The sequence below is a fragment of the Actinomadura napierensis genome (assembly GCF_039529375.1).
GTDB classification, from domain to species: domain Bacteria; phylum Actinomycetota; class Actinomycetes; order Streptosporangiales; family Streptosporangiaceae; genus Spirillospora; species Spirillospora napierensis.
The window spans coordinates 1-15,886 of sequence record NZ_BAAAMR010000063.1 but is presented as its reverse complement, the minus strand read 5'-3'; the positions used below and the strand labels follow the sequence as shown (position 1 = coordinate 15,886).

Here is a 15,886-nt window from a genome sequence, read left to right as displayed (position 1 = left end):
GACCGCCGGAGTGAGAGGGGTCAGGACTTCTTGGCCCCGATGGCGGCCATCATGGCCGGCCAGCTGAGGTTCACCTCGCGGCGCCAGTACTTCCAGTTGTGCATGCCCGGCCCGTACAGGTGGGAGGTGATGGGGACGCCGGCCCGCTTGGCGGCGTTCACGAAGTTGACGGTCATCTGCCCGGCGAGGTCCTCACCGACGCGGCCCGCGTCGCCGGGCGCCGCGTTGGGGTTGTCGTAGGGGCCCGGCTTGCCGTTGCCGGAGGAGATGTAGAGGCCCGTCCCCTTGAGCTTGCGGACGTTGACGGCGGCGTCGTGCGACTCCCAGTTCGACCGGTTGAAGATCGGGTCGCCCCAGATCTTCGTGCCGGCGTCCTTGTTCATCATGGTCAGCACCGTCGGCATGCCGGGCGCGGTGATGTTGAGCGCGCCGCTGTAGGACGCGGCGTACTTGAAGTAGCCCGGGTGGCGCTCGGCGTAGGTGATCGATCCCTGCCCGCCGGACGACAGGCCCATCGCGGCGCGCGTGGAGCCGGCGTGGAAGTTGGCCTCCATCAGCGGGATGACCTCACCGATGTGGAAGCTCTCCCATTCGGGGATGCCGCCCTTGCCGCCGTTCCACCAGTTGGCGTACGAGCCGTTCGAGCCGCCCTCGGGCATGACGACCATGACGTTGTAGTTCTTGGCCACGTTCTCGATGTGGCCGTCATGGCTCCACGACGTGTACTTGTTGTTGCCGCCGTGGTAGGCGTACACGACCGGGTAGGTCGTGGTGTCGCTCGCCTTCCAGCCCTGGGGGACGAGCACCCGCGTCTGCACGACCGCGCCGAGCGCCGGGGAGGCGATGCTGACGTCGAACTCCTGCGCGTGCACCTTCTTGATCGCGGTGATCGTGGCGCCGTCGGGGGCCTTGCGGTACTTGCCGTCGCCGACGCCGGGCGGGAGGTGCGGCTTCTGGCCGTGCGAGCCGTTGTTGGTGTCGGGGTCGTTCTTGGCGGGCGAGCCGCCGGTCCCGAACGGGTTGCCGCCGTGCGTCAGCGGCACGTTCGGGATCTTGATCGGGGTCTGCTTCGGGGCCGGCGCCGTCGGCGACGGCGACCCGGAGACCTGCGACGGCTGGGTCGGCGGCCCGAAGGACGGGATCGGCTGCGCGTTGCCCGCGGCCTGCGGCTTGCCCTTCGGCACGCCCACCCCGGCCTGCGCGAGCCCCACCATGACGGCGGGCAGGATCACGGCCGCCGCCGCCGTCCCGGCGATGGCGATCTTCCTGTCGGTACGCTTCTTCATGGACTCCCCAGCCGATCGGACCGAACCGGACCGCGCGCCTGTCCCGGCCTTGTGCTCGCTCGCCCGAAGAAACTACTGTCCCGGCAGTCACATTCGCAAGTATTGACAAGAATTCCAATAAAAGTCACGCATTCCGGCTTGCCCGAATGGCGCGGCTCCGGCTCACCACCAGTCCGATCGGCAGCGGAGCGACCTGCAGCACCACCACGCCGCCGATGAGCGCGAGCCGCCGCGCGGCCTGCCCGGCCTTCATCTGGATCGAGATCATGGAGTGCCGCCGCGTCCTCGAGGGGCCGACATCTCCGGCCAGAGCACCGTCGCGAACCTCATCGGGCGCCTCAGCGCCCAGCTCGCCCAGCGCACCGGCCGGCCCCACTCCTCGACCGGCGAGCACGGCGGCATCATGGCGTAGGCGAAACTTCGGGTGAGGGGGCCTTGCGATGGTCGAGCATCCGGCGCCCGTGGTCGTCTCGTCCCGCGGCGTTTACGAGAACCCGTGGATCTCCGTCCGCGAGGACCGGGTGATCCACGCGTCCGGTGAGCCCGGCCTGTTCGGCGTCGTCACGATGACGGACGGCGTCACGATCCTGCCGATCACGCCGGACCGCCGGGTGTTCCTGGTCCGCGAGTACAAGTACGGGCTGGGCCGGCCGTCGATCGAGCTGGTCAGCGGCGGTCTGGACGACGGCGAGGCGCCGATCGCGGCGGCGAGGCGCGAACTCGCGGAGGAACTGGGACTGACCGCACGCGAATGGATCGACTGCGGCCACGTCGACCCGTTCACGGCCATCGTCCGGTGCCGCAACCACCTGTTCATCGCCCGCGACCTGACCGAGGGCGAGGCGGCACCGGAACCGACCGAGCACATCGAGCCGCTCGCGATGCGATTCGACGAGGCACTGGAGATGGTCCTCGACGGGACGATCACGCACTCCGCGACGTGCTGCCTGCTGATGCGTGCGCGCCTGCGCTCGATCGCCTGATCCCTCAGGCGGGGGCGCCCAGGTATCCCTTGATCATCACCACGGCGTCGGTGATGCGCTCGGACTCGGCGATCGGCTGCCGCCAGGACGTGAAGTACCAGTAGCGCCCGCCGTCCCCGTCGTGCGGACGGCAGGTGATCATGTCACCGGCCACCTGCTGGGTGGCACAGCATCCGGCCCTGGACATGTTCCGGACGACCAGACCGCCGGCCACGGTCTCGACCGCGAACCCGTGCACCCTGAGGTGCATGGCGAGAGCCTGGAGCCGGACGTACGACTCGGCACCCGGGTTGCGCTCGTGGTGGTCGGAAACGCTCACGGCCGCCTCCGGACGGACTCGGCCAGCGCGACCCTCTCTGCCAGGCGCGTCTGAGCGTCGCACAGCAACCAGAGTTCGCCCTCATCACGGGCTTGCACCTCCGGCAGGCAGCCGTTGAGCAATTGGTAGTCGCTCAGGCCGCCGAAGCGACGCGCAACGTAACCGTCCCCCATGGCCTCGCCGTACCAGCCGGGCGCGAACTGCCCGTTTTTCAGTGAATCGGTCACTATCGTCCTGCAACTCATCCAAGGAACCTCGTGTCGGAGTTGACGAACCGCTGTGACCACATTCACACCGTGAGTTATGGTCGGCCAGTAACCGCAGGACACCCCCGGTCAAGCGGACAACAAGATCAACTCAACCACGCCGCCTGGTTAACCCCTCCGGAGGCCGTAATGGCTGAGAACCAAGCCCGCATCTTCTTCGGGGAAGAGCTGCGCCGCATGCGCGAGAAGGCCAAGCTCACCGGCAAGGAGCTCGCCGACGCGCTCGGCTGCACCCCGCAGTGGATCAGCACGATGGAGAGCGGCCGCAAGGTATCCGAGCAGAGCGCCAAAGACCTCGACACGTACTTCAAGACGGACGGCCACTTTTACCGTCTATGGAAGCACGCCAACAAAGTCGAAGTACAGATCACCCTTCCGCCCGGGTTCACCGAATACGCCGAACGCGAGAAGAAGGCGTCCGCTATACGCGTCTTCTCGGCGCTTCTCGTGAACGGAATGTTTCAGAACAAGCAATACGCGAGCGCCGTTTTGGGTGCCGAGAGGGCCAGTGGCACGGATGAGCTAGTAGAGCAACGTCTCGAACGCCAAGCAGTGTTCTTGCGCGATCCCCCGCCTTTTGCGTGGTTCGCCTTGGACGAAACCGTGCTCCACCGCATGGTGGGAGGCTCAGAGGTCATGAAGACACAGCTCGCGTTCCTGCTCGAACTCAGCGAGCGACCGAACATCATGATCAACGTCGTCCCCCAAAACGTCGGCTATCACGCAGGGCTTGGCGGGAGCTTCACAATCCTCGGATTCGATGGCTCGGATGTGGCGTATTCGGAGTCGGCCGGGGTCGGAACCCTGATCGAACAACCCGACAAGGTTGCTGGATTCGCTCTACGCTGGGACTTGCTTAGAGGTCACGCGCTCCCCGTAGCAGAGTCACGTGCGCTGATCAGGACGGTTTTGGAGAGCCTATGAACAACACGCACCTCCTCCGCTGGCGTAAGAGCAGCCACAGCGACCACCAAGGCGGCGAGTGCGTTGAGGTTGCGGGGCTGTGGCGCAAGAGCAGCTACAGCGACCATCAGGGCGGCGACTGCGTCGAGGTGGCAGGCCTGTGGCGGACGAGCAGCCACAGCGGCCACAGCGGCGGGGAGTGTGTTGAGGTGGCTGGCCTCGCTCCTGCTGTCGGGGTGCGGGACAGCAAGGATCCGGACGGGCCGAAGCTGATGTTCGGTGCGGCGGCCTGGCGTGCGTTCACGCGCGAGGTCAAGGGCAGCGGGCACGATCTGGGCTGATGTCCCGGGGACCCGGGCGGCGGTGCGCCGCCCGGGTCGTGGTGTGGGGATCAGGGTCCGGTGGTCACTGGGAGAAGACGTAGGTGGCCGTGAGGGTGACGGACTGCACCAGGCAGAATCCGCCCGTCGCCGAGACCTTCTGGTTGCTGAAGGTGACGGTGGCCGGGAGCGTGTCCCCGCCGGAGTAGGTGCCGTTGATGGTGCCGCCGTAGGTGCAGCCGAGGGCCTGGACCGAGAAGCCGGTGATGCTGGCGTTGCCGCCGCTCAGGCTGCCGCTCCACGGCAGGTTCTGCGGCGTGACGCTGGCGGGGCAGCCGGAGATGCTCGCGGAGGTGACCGTGAGGGAGCCGTCGGCGGCGAGGTCGCCGCTGAGGGTGGATCCGCTGCAGGTCACGGCGGTGCCCGCGTCGATCGTCATGTTCCCGGACAGGTTGGCGGTGTAGGGGCCGGCCGTCCAGGCCAGGGCGGGGGCGGCGGTCGCGGCGACGGCGATGGCGGTGGCGGCGGCCGAGGTCGAGGCGATGGCGGCGAGCTTCTTGATGCGGGACAAGGGAGTCCTCATTTCGGGACGGCGGGCGTCGCGCCTGCACCCGGCGAACGGGGTGGGAGATTCCGCGACCCGGGACGCCCCGATCCGCACATGTCGGGTGGGCGGTGGGAGCACCGCGGCGTCGAGGAACGGTGTCCGGAACCGTCGCGCCACTCGACATCGGTTTCCGGTCACCTGGGTAGAACGCGTTCTAGTGAGAACGTAGACAGCGACCGGGGGCCCGTCAATACCCGGATGCGAATTATCAGGTCAAGCCGGGGCTCCACCTGAGACGACAGGAAACTAGAACCGAATTCTGTTTGGATTCGGACGGCAGAATCCCGGCCCTTCGGGCGAGCCGGATCGCATTTCGCCTTACCGGTACCGTCGCGTCAGCAGACGCGCACGGATGGGGATATCTCCTGGTGGACGGGGCTTTGCGGGACCATCCGGTAAGTGTGCGTACCGGCCGTGTCCTCGCTCTGGGACGAGGACACGGTGAAGTCGGGTTCGGCGGCGATGTGGATCATCGGGCTCCGTTCGATCCGGTCATTTTCGCCGCCGTCGCGACGGGCTCGGGCGTAGCCGCGCCGGCCGCCGGCCTGTCCCGGCGTACCAGGGCGAACACCGCGATCCCGGCGGCGATCGCGATCACCCCGGCGGTCGCCGTAGCGGCGTCGAGGGCGGCGGCGAAGGCCGACTCGACCGCCCCGCCGGGCGTCCGGTGGATGACCTCGGCGGCGTGCCCGCCGGCGACCGCGCGGGCCGTTCCGGCCGGATCGCGGACGTCGCCGTGGAGGGAGCGTTCGAGCACGCCGTGGAAGACGCTGCCGAGCACCGCGATCCCGAACGCGAACCCGAGCTGCCGGAGCGCGCTGACCGCGCCGGCCGCGCTCCCGACCCGCTCGGGCGGCACCGCGGCCGTCGCCGCCGCCGTGACGTTCGGCAGCGCGACGCCTACGCCCACCCCGGTGAGCGCGAAACCGGGGACGAGCGCGGACCAGCCCGATCCCGCGGTCAGCACCGACTGGCCCAGCGTCCCCGCGCCGACGAGCAGCAGCCCGATGCCGACGGTGAGCCGTGCCGGGACCGCGTGCAGGAACCGCCCGGTCAGCCAGGACGCGGCGAACGCCAGCCCGCTCATCGGCAGGATCGCGAGCCCGGCGCCGATCGCGCTCAGCCCGGCCACCGACTGCAGCCACAGCGAGGTGTAGAGGAGGTAGCCGAAGGCCGTCCCGGACATCGCCAGCGAGGCGATCATGATCCCGGTGAAGGCCGGCGCGCGGAACAGGCGCAGGTCCACCAGCGGGTGCGGGCTACGGATCTCGACGGCGGCGAACGCGGCCAGCGCGACCGCGCCGGCGGCGAGCCATCCGAGCGTCACCGGGGACGTCCAGCCGGCGTCCCCCGCGCGGGTCAGCCCGTAGGTCACCGCGCCGGCCGCCGCGGCGAACAGCGCGACCCCGGGCAGGTCGATCCGGCGGGCCGCCGGGTCGCGCGACTCGCGCACCACCCGCAGCGTCAGCGCGACGGCCAGCACGCTGACCGGCAGGTTCAGCAGGAAGATCCACCGCCAGCCGAGCGCCTGCGTCACCAGTCCGCCGAGCACCGGCCCGACACCGGCGGCGGCGCCGTTCGCCGCGCCCCAGACGCCGAACGCCGCGGCCCGGTCGCGGCCGTCATAGGAGGCGGTGATCAGCGCGACCGTCGTCGCGAACATCATCGCCGCGCCCGCGCCCTGCACCGCCCGCGCGGCGAGGAGCACCGGCGCGTCCGGTGCCAGCCCGCAGGCCAGCGACGCCAGCGCGAACAGCACCAGCCCGATCACGTACACCCGGCGGCGCCCGGCCCGGTCGGCGAGCGCCCCCGCACCCATCAGCAGCGCGGCCAGCACCAGCGCGTAGACGTCCATGACCCATTGCAGGGAGGAGAACGACGCCCCCAGCCCCACCGCCATGTCCGGCAGCGCCACCGTCACGATGTTCACGTCCACCAGCAGCATGAACGCCCCGAGGCACACCGCCGTCAGGGGCCACCACTTGCCCATCTCGTTCCTCCGCGATCGTCCGTCGTCCGTCCCGGCAACGATCACGCGGAGGATGCCAAGAAACCACTCAGCGTCGGTTCATCTACTAGTTTTCGACATCTTCTACGCTGTGGCGGTGGAAATCCTTGAGGCGGACGATCTCGACCGGCAGCTGATCCACGCCCTCCAACTGGACGGCCGGGCGTCGTTCAGCCGGATCGCGGAGGTGCTCGGCGTCTCCGATCAGACCATCGCCCGCCGGTACCGGCGGCTGCGCACGCGGGACCTGCTGCGGATCGTCGGCGTCCCGTCCGCCGACTCGGCCGCCCACGGCCGGTGGCTCCTCAGGCTCCGCTGCGTGCCCGGCGCCGCGCGGGACGTCGCCGCCGTCCTCGCGCGCCGTCCCGACACCGCGTGGGTGCAGATCGTCTCGGGCGGCACCGAGGTGCTGTGCATCGCGCGGGCCCGCAGCGAGGACGACAGCGAGCAGTTCCTGCTCGACCGGCTCCCCCGCAGCGCCCGCGTCGCCGACATCGCCGCCCACTCGGTGCTGCACACCTACTACGGCTCCCCGCACCGGGTCCGCGGGCTCAGCGCGCTCACGCCGCGGCAGGTCCGCGACCTCACCCTGGACCCGGTGCCCGAGACCGCGGACATCGGGCCGCTGAGCGACGGCGACCAGCGGCTCCTGGACGTGCTGGCCCGGGACGGCCGGGCCGCGCAGGCCGAGCTCGCCGCCGCGACCGGATGGTCCCAGTCCACCGTCGGCCGCCGCCTCGACCGCCTCCGGGCCAGCGGCGTCCTGCACTACTACGCCGAGTTCGACCTTCCCTACGTGGGCCTGCACACGGCGGCGCGGCTGTGGGCGAGTGTGCCGCCCGCCGACCTCGCGGCCACCGGGCGGGCGCTCGCCGGGCATCCCGAGGTCGTCTTCGCCGCGGCCACCACCGGCTCCGCGAACCTCGCCGTGCAGGTCGTGTGCCGCGACTCCCGTCATCTTTACCGGTACCTCACCGAACGGGTCGCCGCGTTGAAGGCCGTCCGGCAGCTGGAGACCACGCCGATCGTCCGGAACGTCAAGCGCGCCGGAACGATCCTCGACCCGGCGTTCCGCGCCTCGCGCAGACCGCGCCCGGACGCGGGCCGCTAACCGCCCGCCCGTCCGTCCCGGACGCGGACCGGGACCGGGGCCGGGCGGGGGTCAGCCGAAGCGCTCCCGCAGCGCCGGGAGGAGGTCGGCCTCCGCCCACGTGCGGAAGTCCTTCTGGTGGTCGGGCCCGCTCTGGCAGAACGCGATGTGGGTGAACCCCGCGTCCTTCCACTGCTGGACGGCCTGGAGGTAGTCCTCCACGTTGTCGCCGCACGGCACCGACTCGACGACGTCCTCCGGGCGGACGGTCTGGGTGGCCGCCTCGAAGTTCACCGTGCCCGGAAGCTCGGCCATCACCTTCCAGGCGGGCGCCGAGAACTTCCAGTAGCGGTGCGCCCGCTGCTTGCACTCCTCATAGTCCTGCCCGTAGGCGACGGGGATCTGCCCGTAGACCGGCTTGCCGCCGCCGCCCTCGCGGTGGAAGAGGCTCACCACGTCGCCGACGGGCTGGTCGGAGATCAGCAGGTCCGCGTGGCGCGCGGCCAGCCGCCCGGCGCGCGGCCCGAAGGCGGCCATGCCGATCCGGACGGGCTGGTCCGGCAGGTCCCACAGCTTGGCGGAGTCGACGTGGAAGTGCCGGCCCTCGTAGTTGACGTAGTCGCCGCCGAACAGCGCCCGGATGATCTCGACGGCCTCGGCGAACATCTCGTGCCGGACGTCCACCGACGGCCAGCCGCGCCCGACGACGTGCTCGTTCAGGTTCTCGCCCGCGCCCAGGCCGAGCGTGAACCGCCCGTCCGACAGCACCCCCACGGTGGCGGCCTTCTGCGCCACCACCGCCGGGTGGTACCGCATGATCGGGCACGTCACGAACGTCATCAGCGGGATGCGGTGGGTGGCCTGGGCGAGGGCGCCGAGCACCGACCACGCGTAGGCCGAGTGGCCCTGGTCCTCCAGCCACGGGAAGTAGTGGTCGGAGATGACGGAGTAGTCGAAGCCGGCGTCCTCCGCCTCGACGAGGTCGGTGACGAGCTGTTTGGGCGGTGTCTGCTCGCAGAGCAGGGTGTATCCGAATTCCATGACGGCTCGGATACCCCCGGGAACGCGCCCAATCGTCAAGACGCTCGAGATTCAGTTGCCGAGGAGGTCCATGATGTCGTCGGCGTGGTCCTCCTCCTCGGCGAGGATGTCCTCCATGAGGCGGCGGGTGGTGACGTCCCCCTCCCCGAGCCACCGGATGATCTCCTGGTACGACTCGATGACGATCCGCTCGGCGACCAGGTTCTCCTGGAGCATGCCCTTGAGGTCGCCGTCGTCGAAGGTCTCGTACGTGGTGTGCGAGCGCGCCGCCAGCGTCTCGGGGTTGAAGTCGGGGTCGCCGCCCAGCTGGCTGATCCGCTCGGCGGCGCGCATCGCGTGGTCGCGCTCCTCGTCGGCGTGCTCGGTGAACTCGGCGGCGACCTGCGCCCGGTCGATGCCGGTGGCGCTGATCGCGTGCTGCGAGTAGCGCATCCAGCAGACGATCTCGGTGGCGAGCACGTCGTTGAGGACGCCGATGACCTCCTCGGGGTTCCGCTTGTAGCCGGTCGTCACCGGCCCGTCGGCCATCTTCTCCCGGGCCCGTTCCCGGATCGCCGCCACGTCGATGCTGAAGCTGTTGTCGGCCATGCCTCTCCTCCTGGTCAGCGCGGACGCTGCTTCCCCTACCCAGCAGGCGATCTCCATGCCTGCGCGGAAGGGGCCGCGCGGACGGCGCCGCGGTGGCGCGTCCCGGTGGCGGCCCGCCCTGCTTGGCCACCGTGAGTCACACGTGCTATACGTAGAGCTATCTCGTCTCGACCTGAGGCGGGAAAGGGACATCCGGGCTCCACCTTGAGATCCGGGCGTGACAAGGAAGAAAAGGAACCACATGAAGTCCTTCAGCTACACCGAGCTGGACAAGCTGGCCGGCGAGGTTCTGCCGGAGCGCGCCGTGCTGTCCACCCTTCTCGTCGGCGGCGGCAGCGACAACGACAACTCGAACCTCAACTTCAACCACGGCGGCGGCCACGACGGCGGCACCACCGCGGTCGTCCCGAACTGCCAGAGCAACATCAACCACTCGCAGGGCGGCCTCATCGGCGCGCTGGGCCTCAGCTCCGAGAACCCCAGCACGTCCTTCACCTGCGCCGGCAGCTCGGTGGTCTCGGGTCACTGATCCGATTCGACGTGCTCGCGGGCTTCGGCCCGCATGGGAAGGGCCGGCGTTCTCCCGCCGGCCCTTCCCCCCTTTTTCCCGGACGATCTGTTAAGGCAACCGATGAGCCAGACGAACCCTCATGCCTTCAGCTACGCCGAACTCGACCGGCTGACGGGCGAGGTGCTGCCGCAGCGGGCCGTGCTGTCGACCCTGCTCGCCGGCGGCGGCGACAACGGCAACAAGAACATCAACATCAACGACGGCGGATCCGGCGGCTCCGACACCGAGGTCACCTACGCCTGCCAGTACGCCCACTCCACCGGCACGCCCGGCCTGCTCGGCACCGGCCTGTTCGCCGAACCCGGATACACGACGACGACCTGCGTCCCGGTCGTGGTCCACCACGGGTCATGAGCGGAGCGCACCGGAAGTCCACCTCCCAGCGCGGCGCGGACGCGGACGCGGGCGCGCCGGCGCGCCCGGCGCGGCCCGCGGCGGTGGCGCAACCCGCGGCCGCCGCACAGCCGTCGGCCGCCGCACAGCCCGCGGCCGCGGCACAGTCCGCCGGCGCGGGGCAAGCCGTCGGCACGGCCGTACCGGCGGACGCGGGGCGGCCGGTCGCGCCCCTCACCCTGCCGGTCCTCGCCGACGGCGTCGAACTCGTCGGCGAGTTCAAGAACTCCGGCTACCGGGAGCCGCCCCAGCTCGTCTGCCTGCCGAACCGGCAGCTCGTCCGGCTCCCGCCGCTGCTGTTCCTGGTCGCCAAGGCGCTGCACGAGCACCGCGGCCTCGCCCGCACCGCCGACATCGAGACGGCGCTGGACCGGGTGGCCGAGGCGGTCTCGCGGGAGGCCGGCGCCCGGCTCACCGGCGAGCAGGTCGTCTACCTCGCCGACCGCAAGCTCGCCCCGCTCGGCGTCACCACCTACAGCGACGGCACCGCGCCGCGGGTGGTGAAGGCCGACCCGTTCCTCGGGCTGCGGTTCCGGATCGCGGTGTTCCCCGAGTCGGCCACCTGGTTCGTCGCCGGGCTGTTCGCCTGGCTGTTCCGGCCGTTCGTGCTGGTGCCCGCGCTGATCGGGGTCGTCTCCGCCGAGGCCTGGGTGGTGAGCACCCGGTCGATGAGCGTGGCGCTGCAGCACGCCATCCTCGCCCCGGTGAGCATCCTGCTGATCATGGGGCTCGGGGTCGCGTCGTGCGCCTTCCACGAGATCGGGCACGCCGCCGCCTGCCGGTACGGGGGCGTCCGGCCCGGCGTGATGGGGTGCGGCATCTACCTGGTCTGGCCGGCGTTCTACACCGACATCACCGAGTCCTACCGGCTCGGCCGCGCCGGGCGGCTGCGCGCCGACCTCGCCGGCGTCTACTTCAACGGGATCTTCGTGATCGCGCTGACGCTGGCGTACCTGCAGACGGGGTTCGAGCCGCTGCTGGTCGCGGTGCTGTACGTCAACCTGGAGATCCTCCAGCAGCTGCTGCCGACGCTGCGGTTCGACGGCTACTACATCATGTCCGACCTCGTCGGCGTCCCCGACCTGTTCAAGTACATCGGGCCGATCCTGCGGCGGGCGCTGCTGCGCCGCCGCGCCGACGACCGGCTGAACGACCTGAAGCGCTGGCCGCAGGTCTTCGTCACGATGTGGGTGCTGATCATCGTGCCGGTGATGCTGTTCCAGCTCGCGCTGATCTCCACGCAGGTCCCGGCGCTGATCCGGATGGACTGGCGGAAGATCCAGGGGCTGGCCGCCGACGCCGCGCACGGCGCGGGCGCGCTGCAGCTGATCGCCTCCGGGCTGCAGATCGTGCTGCTCGTGCTGCCGCTGCTCGGGCTCGCGCTGATCCTGCTCCGGACGCTGCGCGGGGCGGTGCGGATGGCCGTCCGGTACGTCAACGGGCCGACCGCCGAGCCGGTGCCGAACGCCTGACCCGTCGCCGGGCACCGGCCGCACCGCACAAATCAACGACACCGCGGAAATCACGTTCACCGCACGCGCCGGGCGCCCTCACGGGTGCCCGGCGCGACGCTTGTACGGCAACATTCTCTTACCTTTTCGGATAGGACGCTTGGCGCGGCTCCGAAACGGGAACCTACTCGGAGTAAGTAGCAGAATCCACCCACCCCCCACCGCACTTCACCACCGGGCCGGATAACGGCTCGAAGGCACCTGGCAAGGGCGAGACCCGCCCTTCACCGGGCTGCGCGCATTCGCCGAACAACGGCGCTCCCCTTTCCCTTGCCGGCCCACCCCGCCGGCGTCCCCGGAAGGCCCGCATTGCTCCGACGCCCCACCCCCGGCGCAGGGCCGGGGTTCCTCGCCCTGCTGCTCCCGCTCATCCTGGCCGCCGCGCTCGTCCCGGGCGCCCCCGCGCTCGCCGGCACCGCTTCCGCCGGCACCGCCGCGGCCACCGCGACCGGCGCGAAGGTCGTCGCCGAGACGACCGTCGCCCCCCGCACCATCGATCTCACCGTCCAGTCCCCCGCCATGGGCGACCGGGAGAAGGTGCGCCTTCTCGTGCCGTCCGGGTGGTCGAAGAGCGCCGAGCGGAGATGGCCGACGCTGTGGCTGCTGCACGGCGGCGTGGACGACTACACCGCCTGGACGCGCGGCACCGACGTCGCGTCCCTCACCGCCGGAACCCCCGTCATCGTGGTCATGCCGGAAGGCGGAAGCTGCGGCAATTACTCCGACTGGTGGAACTACGGAGACGGCGGATCACCCGAATGGGAGACCTTCCACATGAAGGAGCTCCGCGCGATCCTCGAGAACGGCTACCGGGCGAACTCCCGCCGCGTCGTCGCGGGGAATTCGATGGGCGGCCTCGGCGCCATGCTGTACGCGGCCCGGTTCCCCGGAATGTTCCAGGCGGCCGCGGCATTCAGCGGGTACGTCGACACCATGTACGGCTACAAGCCGGGCGACGACTCGATCGGCTGGGGCCCGTCGTTCTCCTGCCCCGGCACCGACTGGCGGCGCGTCTGGGGCGAGCCGGACGCGCAGGCCGCGATCTGGCACGCGCACAACCCGACCGACCTCGCCGGCCGCCTCGCCGGCGTGAAGCTGTACGTGGCCTGCGGGAACGGCAAGGCCGGATCGCTCGGCGGGCTCCCGATCACCGATCCCGTCGAGACCGCCGCGAACGACGTCTCGCACGCCTTCGCCGACCGGCTGGACGCCCTCGGCATCCCCGTCACCACCCGCTTCTTCGACGGCCAGCACTCCTGGCCGTACTGGCAGCGCGACCTCCACGACGCCTACCCGATGCTGATGCGGGCCCTCGGCATCGCGTGAACGGCAGCACCCCAGGCCGCCGCCCTGCACAGTGTCAGGGCGGCGGCCTTTCCGCGCGTCAGCCCGCGCCGGGCTCGGCGCGTCTGATGCCCGTGGAGCCGCGCCATTCCAGCAGCAGGACGGTCGCGTCGTCGTCGAGCCGGCCCTCGTGGTGCTGCAGGATGCTGTGGACGAGCCGGCGCAGCGTCTCGGGGACCGGCAGGCCGTCGGCGTTGCGGCGGATGATGAAGTCGACGAACCGGACGAGCCCGAACTCCTCCTTGTTCGGGTCGCGCGCCTCCACGATCCCGTCGGTGTAGAGCAGCAGCCGGTCGCCGGGCTCGAGCTGCTCGCGGCACACGGACGGCTCGACGCCGAGGTCGGTGCCCAGCGGGTGGCCCGGCTCGCACTCCAGCGTCGCCACCCAGCGGCCGCCGCGGATGACGACCGGCGGCGGATGGCCGTGCGAGATCCACGACAGGCTGCCGGTACGGGTGTCCAGCTCGGCCAGCACCGCCGTGACGAACCGTCCCGAGTCGTCCTCCTCGATCAGCACCTCCTCGATGGCGCGCCCGCTCTCCACCAGGCCCGCGCCCTGCAGCCTGCTGTTGCGGTGCGCCGCCACCGCGAGGTTCGCCGTGATGCCGGCCGAGGTGTCGTGGCCCATCGCGTCGAAGACGGCCAGGTGGACGGTGTCGCCGGCGAGGCCGTAGTCGAAGGTGTCGCCGCCCAGCTTGTACGCCGGCTCCAGCGCCGCGCCGATCACCATCGCGTCGTTGGCGAACGTCATCGGCGGCAGCAGCCGCCACTGCATCTCCGCCGACACGGTCATGTCCCGGGTCCGCACCAGCCGGGCGAGCGAGTCGCTGGACGGCCCCTTGCTGACGATCATCAGCGCGACCAGGTCCGCGAGGAACTTGGCGGTCGCCGCGGCCTCGGCGTCATCGGGCGCGGTGGTGACCCGCATGACGCCGATCCGCTCCGTGCCGTCCAGGATCGGGACCCAGAGGTGGTGGGCGCCGTCATCCTCGGGGTGCCCCGTCACCGTCTCCACGGTCCGGTAGGCGCGGCCGGCCAGGGTTCCCTCGACGCGCAGCTCCTCCGGCTCGTCCCCGGATCCGCGCCCGGCGTCGGCGCCCCGGCCGGTCAGCAGCCGCAGGACCTGCTGCTGGAGGTCCACCACGTAGATGCGCACGTCCGCGAGGCCGGCCGGCGCGGCGTGGCCGGCGACCATGTCCGGCAGCTGCTCCAGCGAGATCAGGTGGCTGGCGTCCAGCATGTCGCGCAGCAGCCGCTCGCCGCCGGGCCGCCCGTCCGGCCGTCCATCGGTGCTCATCGGTACCTCCGGGTGGGGCCCTACCCGGCATCGTCCCTGGTAAGTCGCGCCGCGCCGGCGGGCCGTTCGCGGTCGGAGCGCGGCCAGACGTAGGGGAGATCGTCCGGAATGTCCGGGAACAGCGGCCCGTAGTGGCCCGGGTCCTTGCGGACGAGCGCGGAGCGGTGGCTCAGATGGAACGCGGGCTCGCCGAGCCACGGCGGCGCCTCCCCGGCGCGGGCCAGGGCCGCCTGGTCGCGCACCGGCGCGGGGCCTCCGGCGGCGGCGAGGTCGGCGGTCATCGTCGCGGCGCAGGTGTCGGCGCGTCCGAGCGCGGACCAGCCCGCGCAGATGTCCAGGCCGTAGCGGACGAGCGCCTCCTCGTACCCGGTCCACATCAGGACCGCGGGATGGCGCTGCCAGCCGTATCCGGGGACGGTGAGGGCCCGCAGCACCTGGAGCGCCTCGACCCGCTGCTTGCCGAGCCGCCGCGGGTCCAGGACGCGGGCGGTGGCGGCGAAGTCGGGGCAGGGCAGGAACGTCTGCACGCCCCTCCCCTACCCGCCACCCCGGGCCTCACTTGGGCAGCAGCGCGGCGAATTCGGGTTTCAGCAGGTCGCGGACCTTGGCGTAAGGGGCACCGAAGTCGAGGTTGCCGCAGCCGTCGCTGCCGGAGTCCAACCAGGCGAGCTGGAAGTCGGACGGGGTGAGGAAGGCGCTCAGGTGCGGCGGGGTGTGCCCGGCGCCCTTGTACAGGCCCTCGGGCGCGGTGGCCTGGAAGTCACCGGGCCGCCAGGCCTTGCCCCCCGAGCAGTCGGGCTCCCACGGGCGCCCGTCACGCTGGACGAGCCGCGACTTCAGCGTCCCCACCCCGGCGGCGGTCAGCGTGCCGGGGCGGAAGACGTCGGCCGCGGTGATCCGGCGGCCGGTGCGCAGGTCGACGGTGACGACCTCGCCGCCGGGGGCGCCGTCGGCCTTCTGGCACCAGTCGGACATCTGGAAGTACCGGACCGACACCAGGCGCGGGCCCTGGAGCCCCAGGCGCGTCTGAACGGTCACGGTGGTCGGGGTGCTCCCGCACGCGACCTGCTTGCGGCTTTCCTTCGCCAGCGCGATCAGCTCGTCGAGCGGGGCGCGGAGCGCGGCGTTGATGCGCCGTTGCAGAGCCGCGTCGTGCAGTCCGGTGACGGTCGCGTACTTCGCGCCGTCCACCTTGACGGACGTGCCGGGGATCGTCTCGGTCTGGGCGGCGAGGGCCAGGACAGGGTGGTCCTTCGGGGGCGGCTTGGTGGAGTCCTTCGTCGCGTACACGGCGCCTCCGGCCGCGGCGGCGACGACGACGGCGCCGGCCGCCGCCAGCGCGCCCTTGCCCGCGGCGGT

The 15,886-nt window shown here is 71.1% G+C and carries 20 protein-coding genes; 9 read left to right on the top strand and 11 right to left on the bottom strand.

The window, feature by feature from the left end:
* Nucleotides 1-20: 20 nt before the first annotated feature.
* Complete coding sequence (locus ABD296_RS30175; RefSeq protein WP_344274643.1) at nt 21-1,286, bottom strand: alpha/beta hydrolase-fold protein; 1,266 nt, start codon at nt 1,284-1,286, stop codon at nt 21-23.
* Nucleotides 1,287-1,410: 124 nt separating this feature from the next.
* Nucleotides 1,411-1,554 (bottom strand): hypothetical protein, encoded by a 144-nt coding sequence (locus tag ABD296_RS30170; protein WP_344274640.1) that lies wholly within the window; start codon nt 1,552-1,554, stop codon nt 1,411-1,413.
* A 3-nt stretch (nt 1,555-1,557) separates the two neighbouring features.
* Between ABD296_RS30170 and ABD296_RS30165 the strand changes: the two genes are divergently transcribed.
* Together ABD296_RS30165 and ABD296_RS30160 are read left to right on the top strand one after the other, a co-directional pair.
* Nucleotides 1,558-1,698 carry a hypothetical protein gene (locus ABD296_RS30165; RefSeq protein ID WP_344274637.1) on the top strand — a complete coding sequence of 47 codons (141 nt, stop codon included), beginning with the start codon at nt 1,558-1,560 and terminating at the stop codon, nt 1,696-1,698.
* A 28-nt stretch (nt 1,699-1,726) separates the two neighbouring features.
* Complete coding sequence (locus ABD296_RS30160; protein ID WP_344274634.1) at nt 1,727-2,269, top strand: NUDIX hydrolase; 543 nt, start codon at nt 1,727-1,729, stop codon at nt 2,267-2,269.
* 4 nt (nt 2,270-2,273) lie between these two features.
* Here ABD296_RS30160 and ABD296_RS30155 read toward each other — a convergent pair whose 3' ends face one another.
* Entirely contained in the window at nt 2,274-2,588 is a 315-nt protein-coding gene (locus ABD296_RS30155) for a hypothetical protein (RefSeq protein WP_344274630.1), read from the bottom strand.
* Complete coding sequence (locus ABD296_RS30150) at nt 2,585-2,815, bottom strand: hypothetical protein (protein WP_344274627.1); 231 nt, start codon at nt 2,813-2,815, stop codon at nt 2,585-2,587. Before ABD296_RS30150 ends, ABD296_RS30155 begins: the two co-directional genes overlap by 4 nt.
* 168 nt (nt 2,816-2,983) lie before the next feature.
* On the opposite strand from ABD296_RS30150, the gene ABD296_RS30145 reads away from it, so the two are divergent.
* A complete protein-coding gene (locus ABD296_RS30145; RefSeq protein WP_344274624.1) occupies nt 2,984-3,778 on the top strand; it encodes a helix-turn-helix domain-containing protein in 795 nt (264 codons plus the stop codon).
* Nucleotides 3,775-4,098, top strand: coding sequence for a DUF397 domain-containing protein (locus ABD296_RS30140; protein ID WP_344274620.1), 324 nt, complete (start codon nt 3,775-3,777; stop codon nt 4,096-4,098). The genes ABD296_RS30145 and ABD296_RS30140 overlap by 4 nt, the downstream gene beginning before the upstream one ends.
* A 64-nt stretch (nt 4,099-4,162) precedes the next feature.
* On the opposite strand, the gene ABD296_RS30135 is transcribed toward ABD296_RS30140, so the two are convergent.
* On the bottom strand, nt 4,163-4,648 hold the full coding sequence (locus ABD296_RS30135; protein ID WP_344274618.1) for a hypothetical protein: 486 nt from the start codon (nt 4,646-4,648) through the stop codon (nt 4,163-4,165).
* 505 nt (nt 4,649-5,153) lie between these two features.
* The gene (locus ABD296_RS30130; protein WP_344274614.1) at nt 5,154-6,674 is read right to left on the bottom strand and encodes an MFS transporter; all 1,521 of its coding nucleotides are present in this window, start codon (nt 6,672-6,674) and stop codon (nt 5,154-5,156) included.
* Nucleotides 6,675-6,789: 115 nt separating this feature from the next.
* Between ABD296_RS30130 and ABD296_RS30125 the strand changes: the two genes are divergently transcribed.
* Nucleotides 6,790-7,803 (top strand): Lrp/AsnC family transcriptional regulator, encoded by a 1,014-nt coding sequence (locus ABD296_RS30125; RefSeq protein ID WP_344274611.1) that lies wholly within the window; start codon nt 6,790-6,792, stop codon nt 7,801-7,803.
* Between the two features lie 51 nt (nt 7,804-7,854).
* Here ABD296_RS30125 and ABD296_RS30120 read toward each other — a convergent pair whose 3' ends face one another.
* Together ABD296_RS30120 and ABD296_RS30115 are read right to left on the bottom strand one after the other, a co-directional pair.
* Complete coding sequence (locus ABD296_RS30120; protein ID WP_344274608.1) at nt 7,855-8,823, bottom strand: TIGR03557 family F420-dependent LLM class oxidoreductase; 969 nt, start codon at nt 8,821-8,823, stop codon at nt 7,855-7,857.
* 51 nt (nt 8,824-8,874) lie between these two features.
* On the bottom strand, nt 8,875-9,411 hold the full coding sequence (locus ABD296_RS30115) for a ferritin-like domain-containing protein (protein ID WP_344274605.1): 537 nt from the start codon (nt 9,409-9,411) through the stop codon (nt 8,875-8,877).
* Nucleotides 9,412-9,652: 241 nt separating this feature from the next.
* Between ABD296_RS30115 and ABD296_RS30110 the strand changes: the two genes are divergently transcribed.
* The 4 genes from ABD296_RS30110 to ABD296_RS30095 all read left to right on the top strand — a co-directional run bounded on the left by ABD296_RS30110 (nt 9,653) and on the right by ABD296_RS30095 (nt 13,212).
* Entirely contained in the window at nt 9,653-9,940 is a 288-nt protein-coding gene (locus ABD296_RS30110; protein WP_344274602.1) for a hypothetical protein, read from the top strand.
* A 102-nt stretch (nt 9,941-10,042) separates the two neighbouring features.
* Nucleotides 10,043-10,336: a hypothetical protein gene (locus ABD296_RS30105; RefSeq protein ID WP_344274599.1), complete on the top strand. Its 294-nt coding sequence runs from the start codon at nt 10,043-10,045 to the stop codon at nt 10,334-10,336.
* Nucleotides 10,333-11,847, top strand: a complete 1,515-nt coding sequence (locus ABD296_RS30100; RefSeq protein ID WP_344274596.1) for a hypothetical protein — start codon at nt 10,333-10,335, stop codon at nt 11,845-11,847. Before ABD296_RS30105 ends, ABD296_RS30100 begins: the two co-directional genes overlap by 4 nt.
* A 348-nt stretch (nt 11,848-12,195) precedes the next feature.
* Nucleotides 12,196-13,212, top strand: coding sequence for an alpha/beta hydrolase (locus tag ABD296_RS30095; protein WP_344274593.1), 1,017 nt, complete (start codon nt 12,196-12,198; stop codon nt 13,210-13,212).
* Between the two features lie 58 nt (nt 13,213-13,270).
* Here the strand turns inward: ABD296_RS30095 and ABD296_RS30090 are convergent, their stop codons facing one another.
* The 3 genes from ABD296_RS30090 to ABD296_RS30080 form a co-directional block, all read right to left on the bottom strand.
* Entirely contained in the window at nt 13,271-14,527 is a 1,257-nt protein-coding gene (locus ABD296_RS30090; RefSeq protein ID WP_344274590.1) for a PP2C family protein-serine/threonine phosphatase, read from the bottom strand.
* A 20-nt stretch (nt 14,528-14,547) separates the two neighbouring features.
* Complete coding sequence (locus ABD296_RS30085) at nt 14,548-15,054, bottom strand: MSMEG_6728 family protein (protein ID WP_344274588.1); 507 nt, start codon at nt 15,052-15,054, stop codon at nt 14,548-14,550.
* 28 nt (nt 15,055-15,082) lie between these two features.
* Nucleotides 15,083-15,886, bottom strand: an 804-nt coding sequence (locus ABD296_RS30080) for a hypothetical protein (protein WP_344274585.1), incomplete at its 5' end; no start/stop codon positions are given.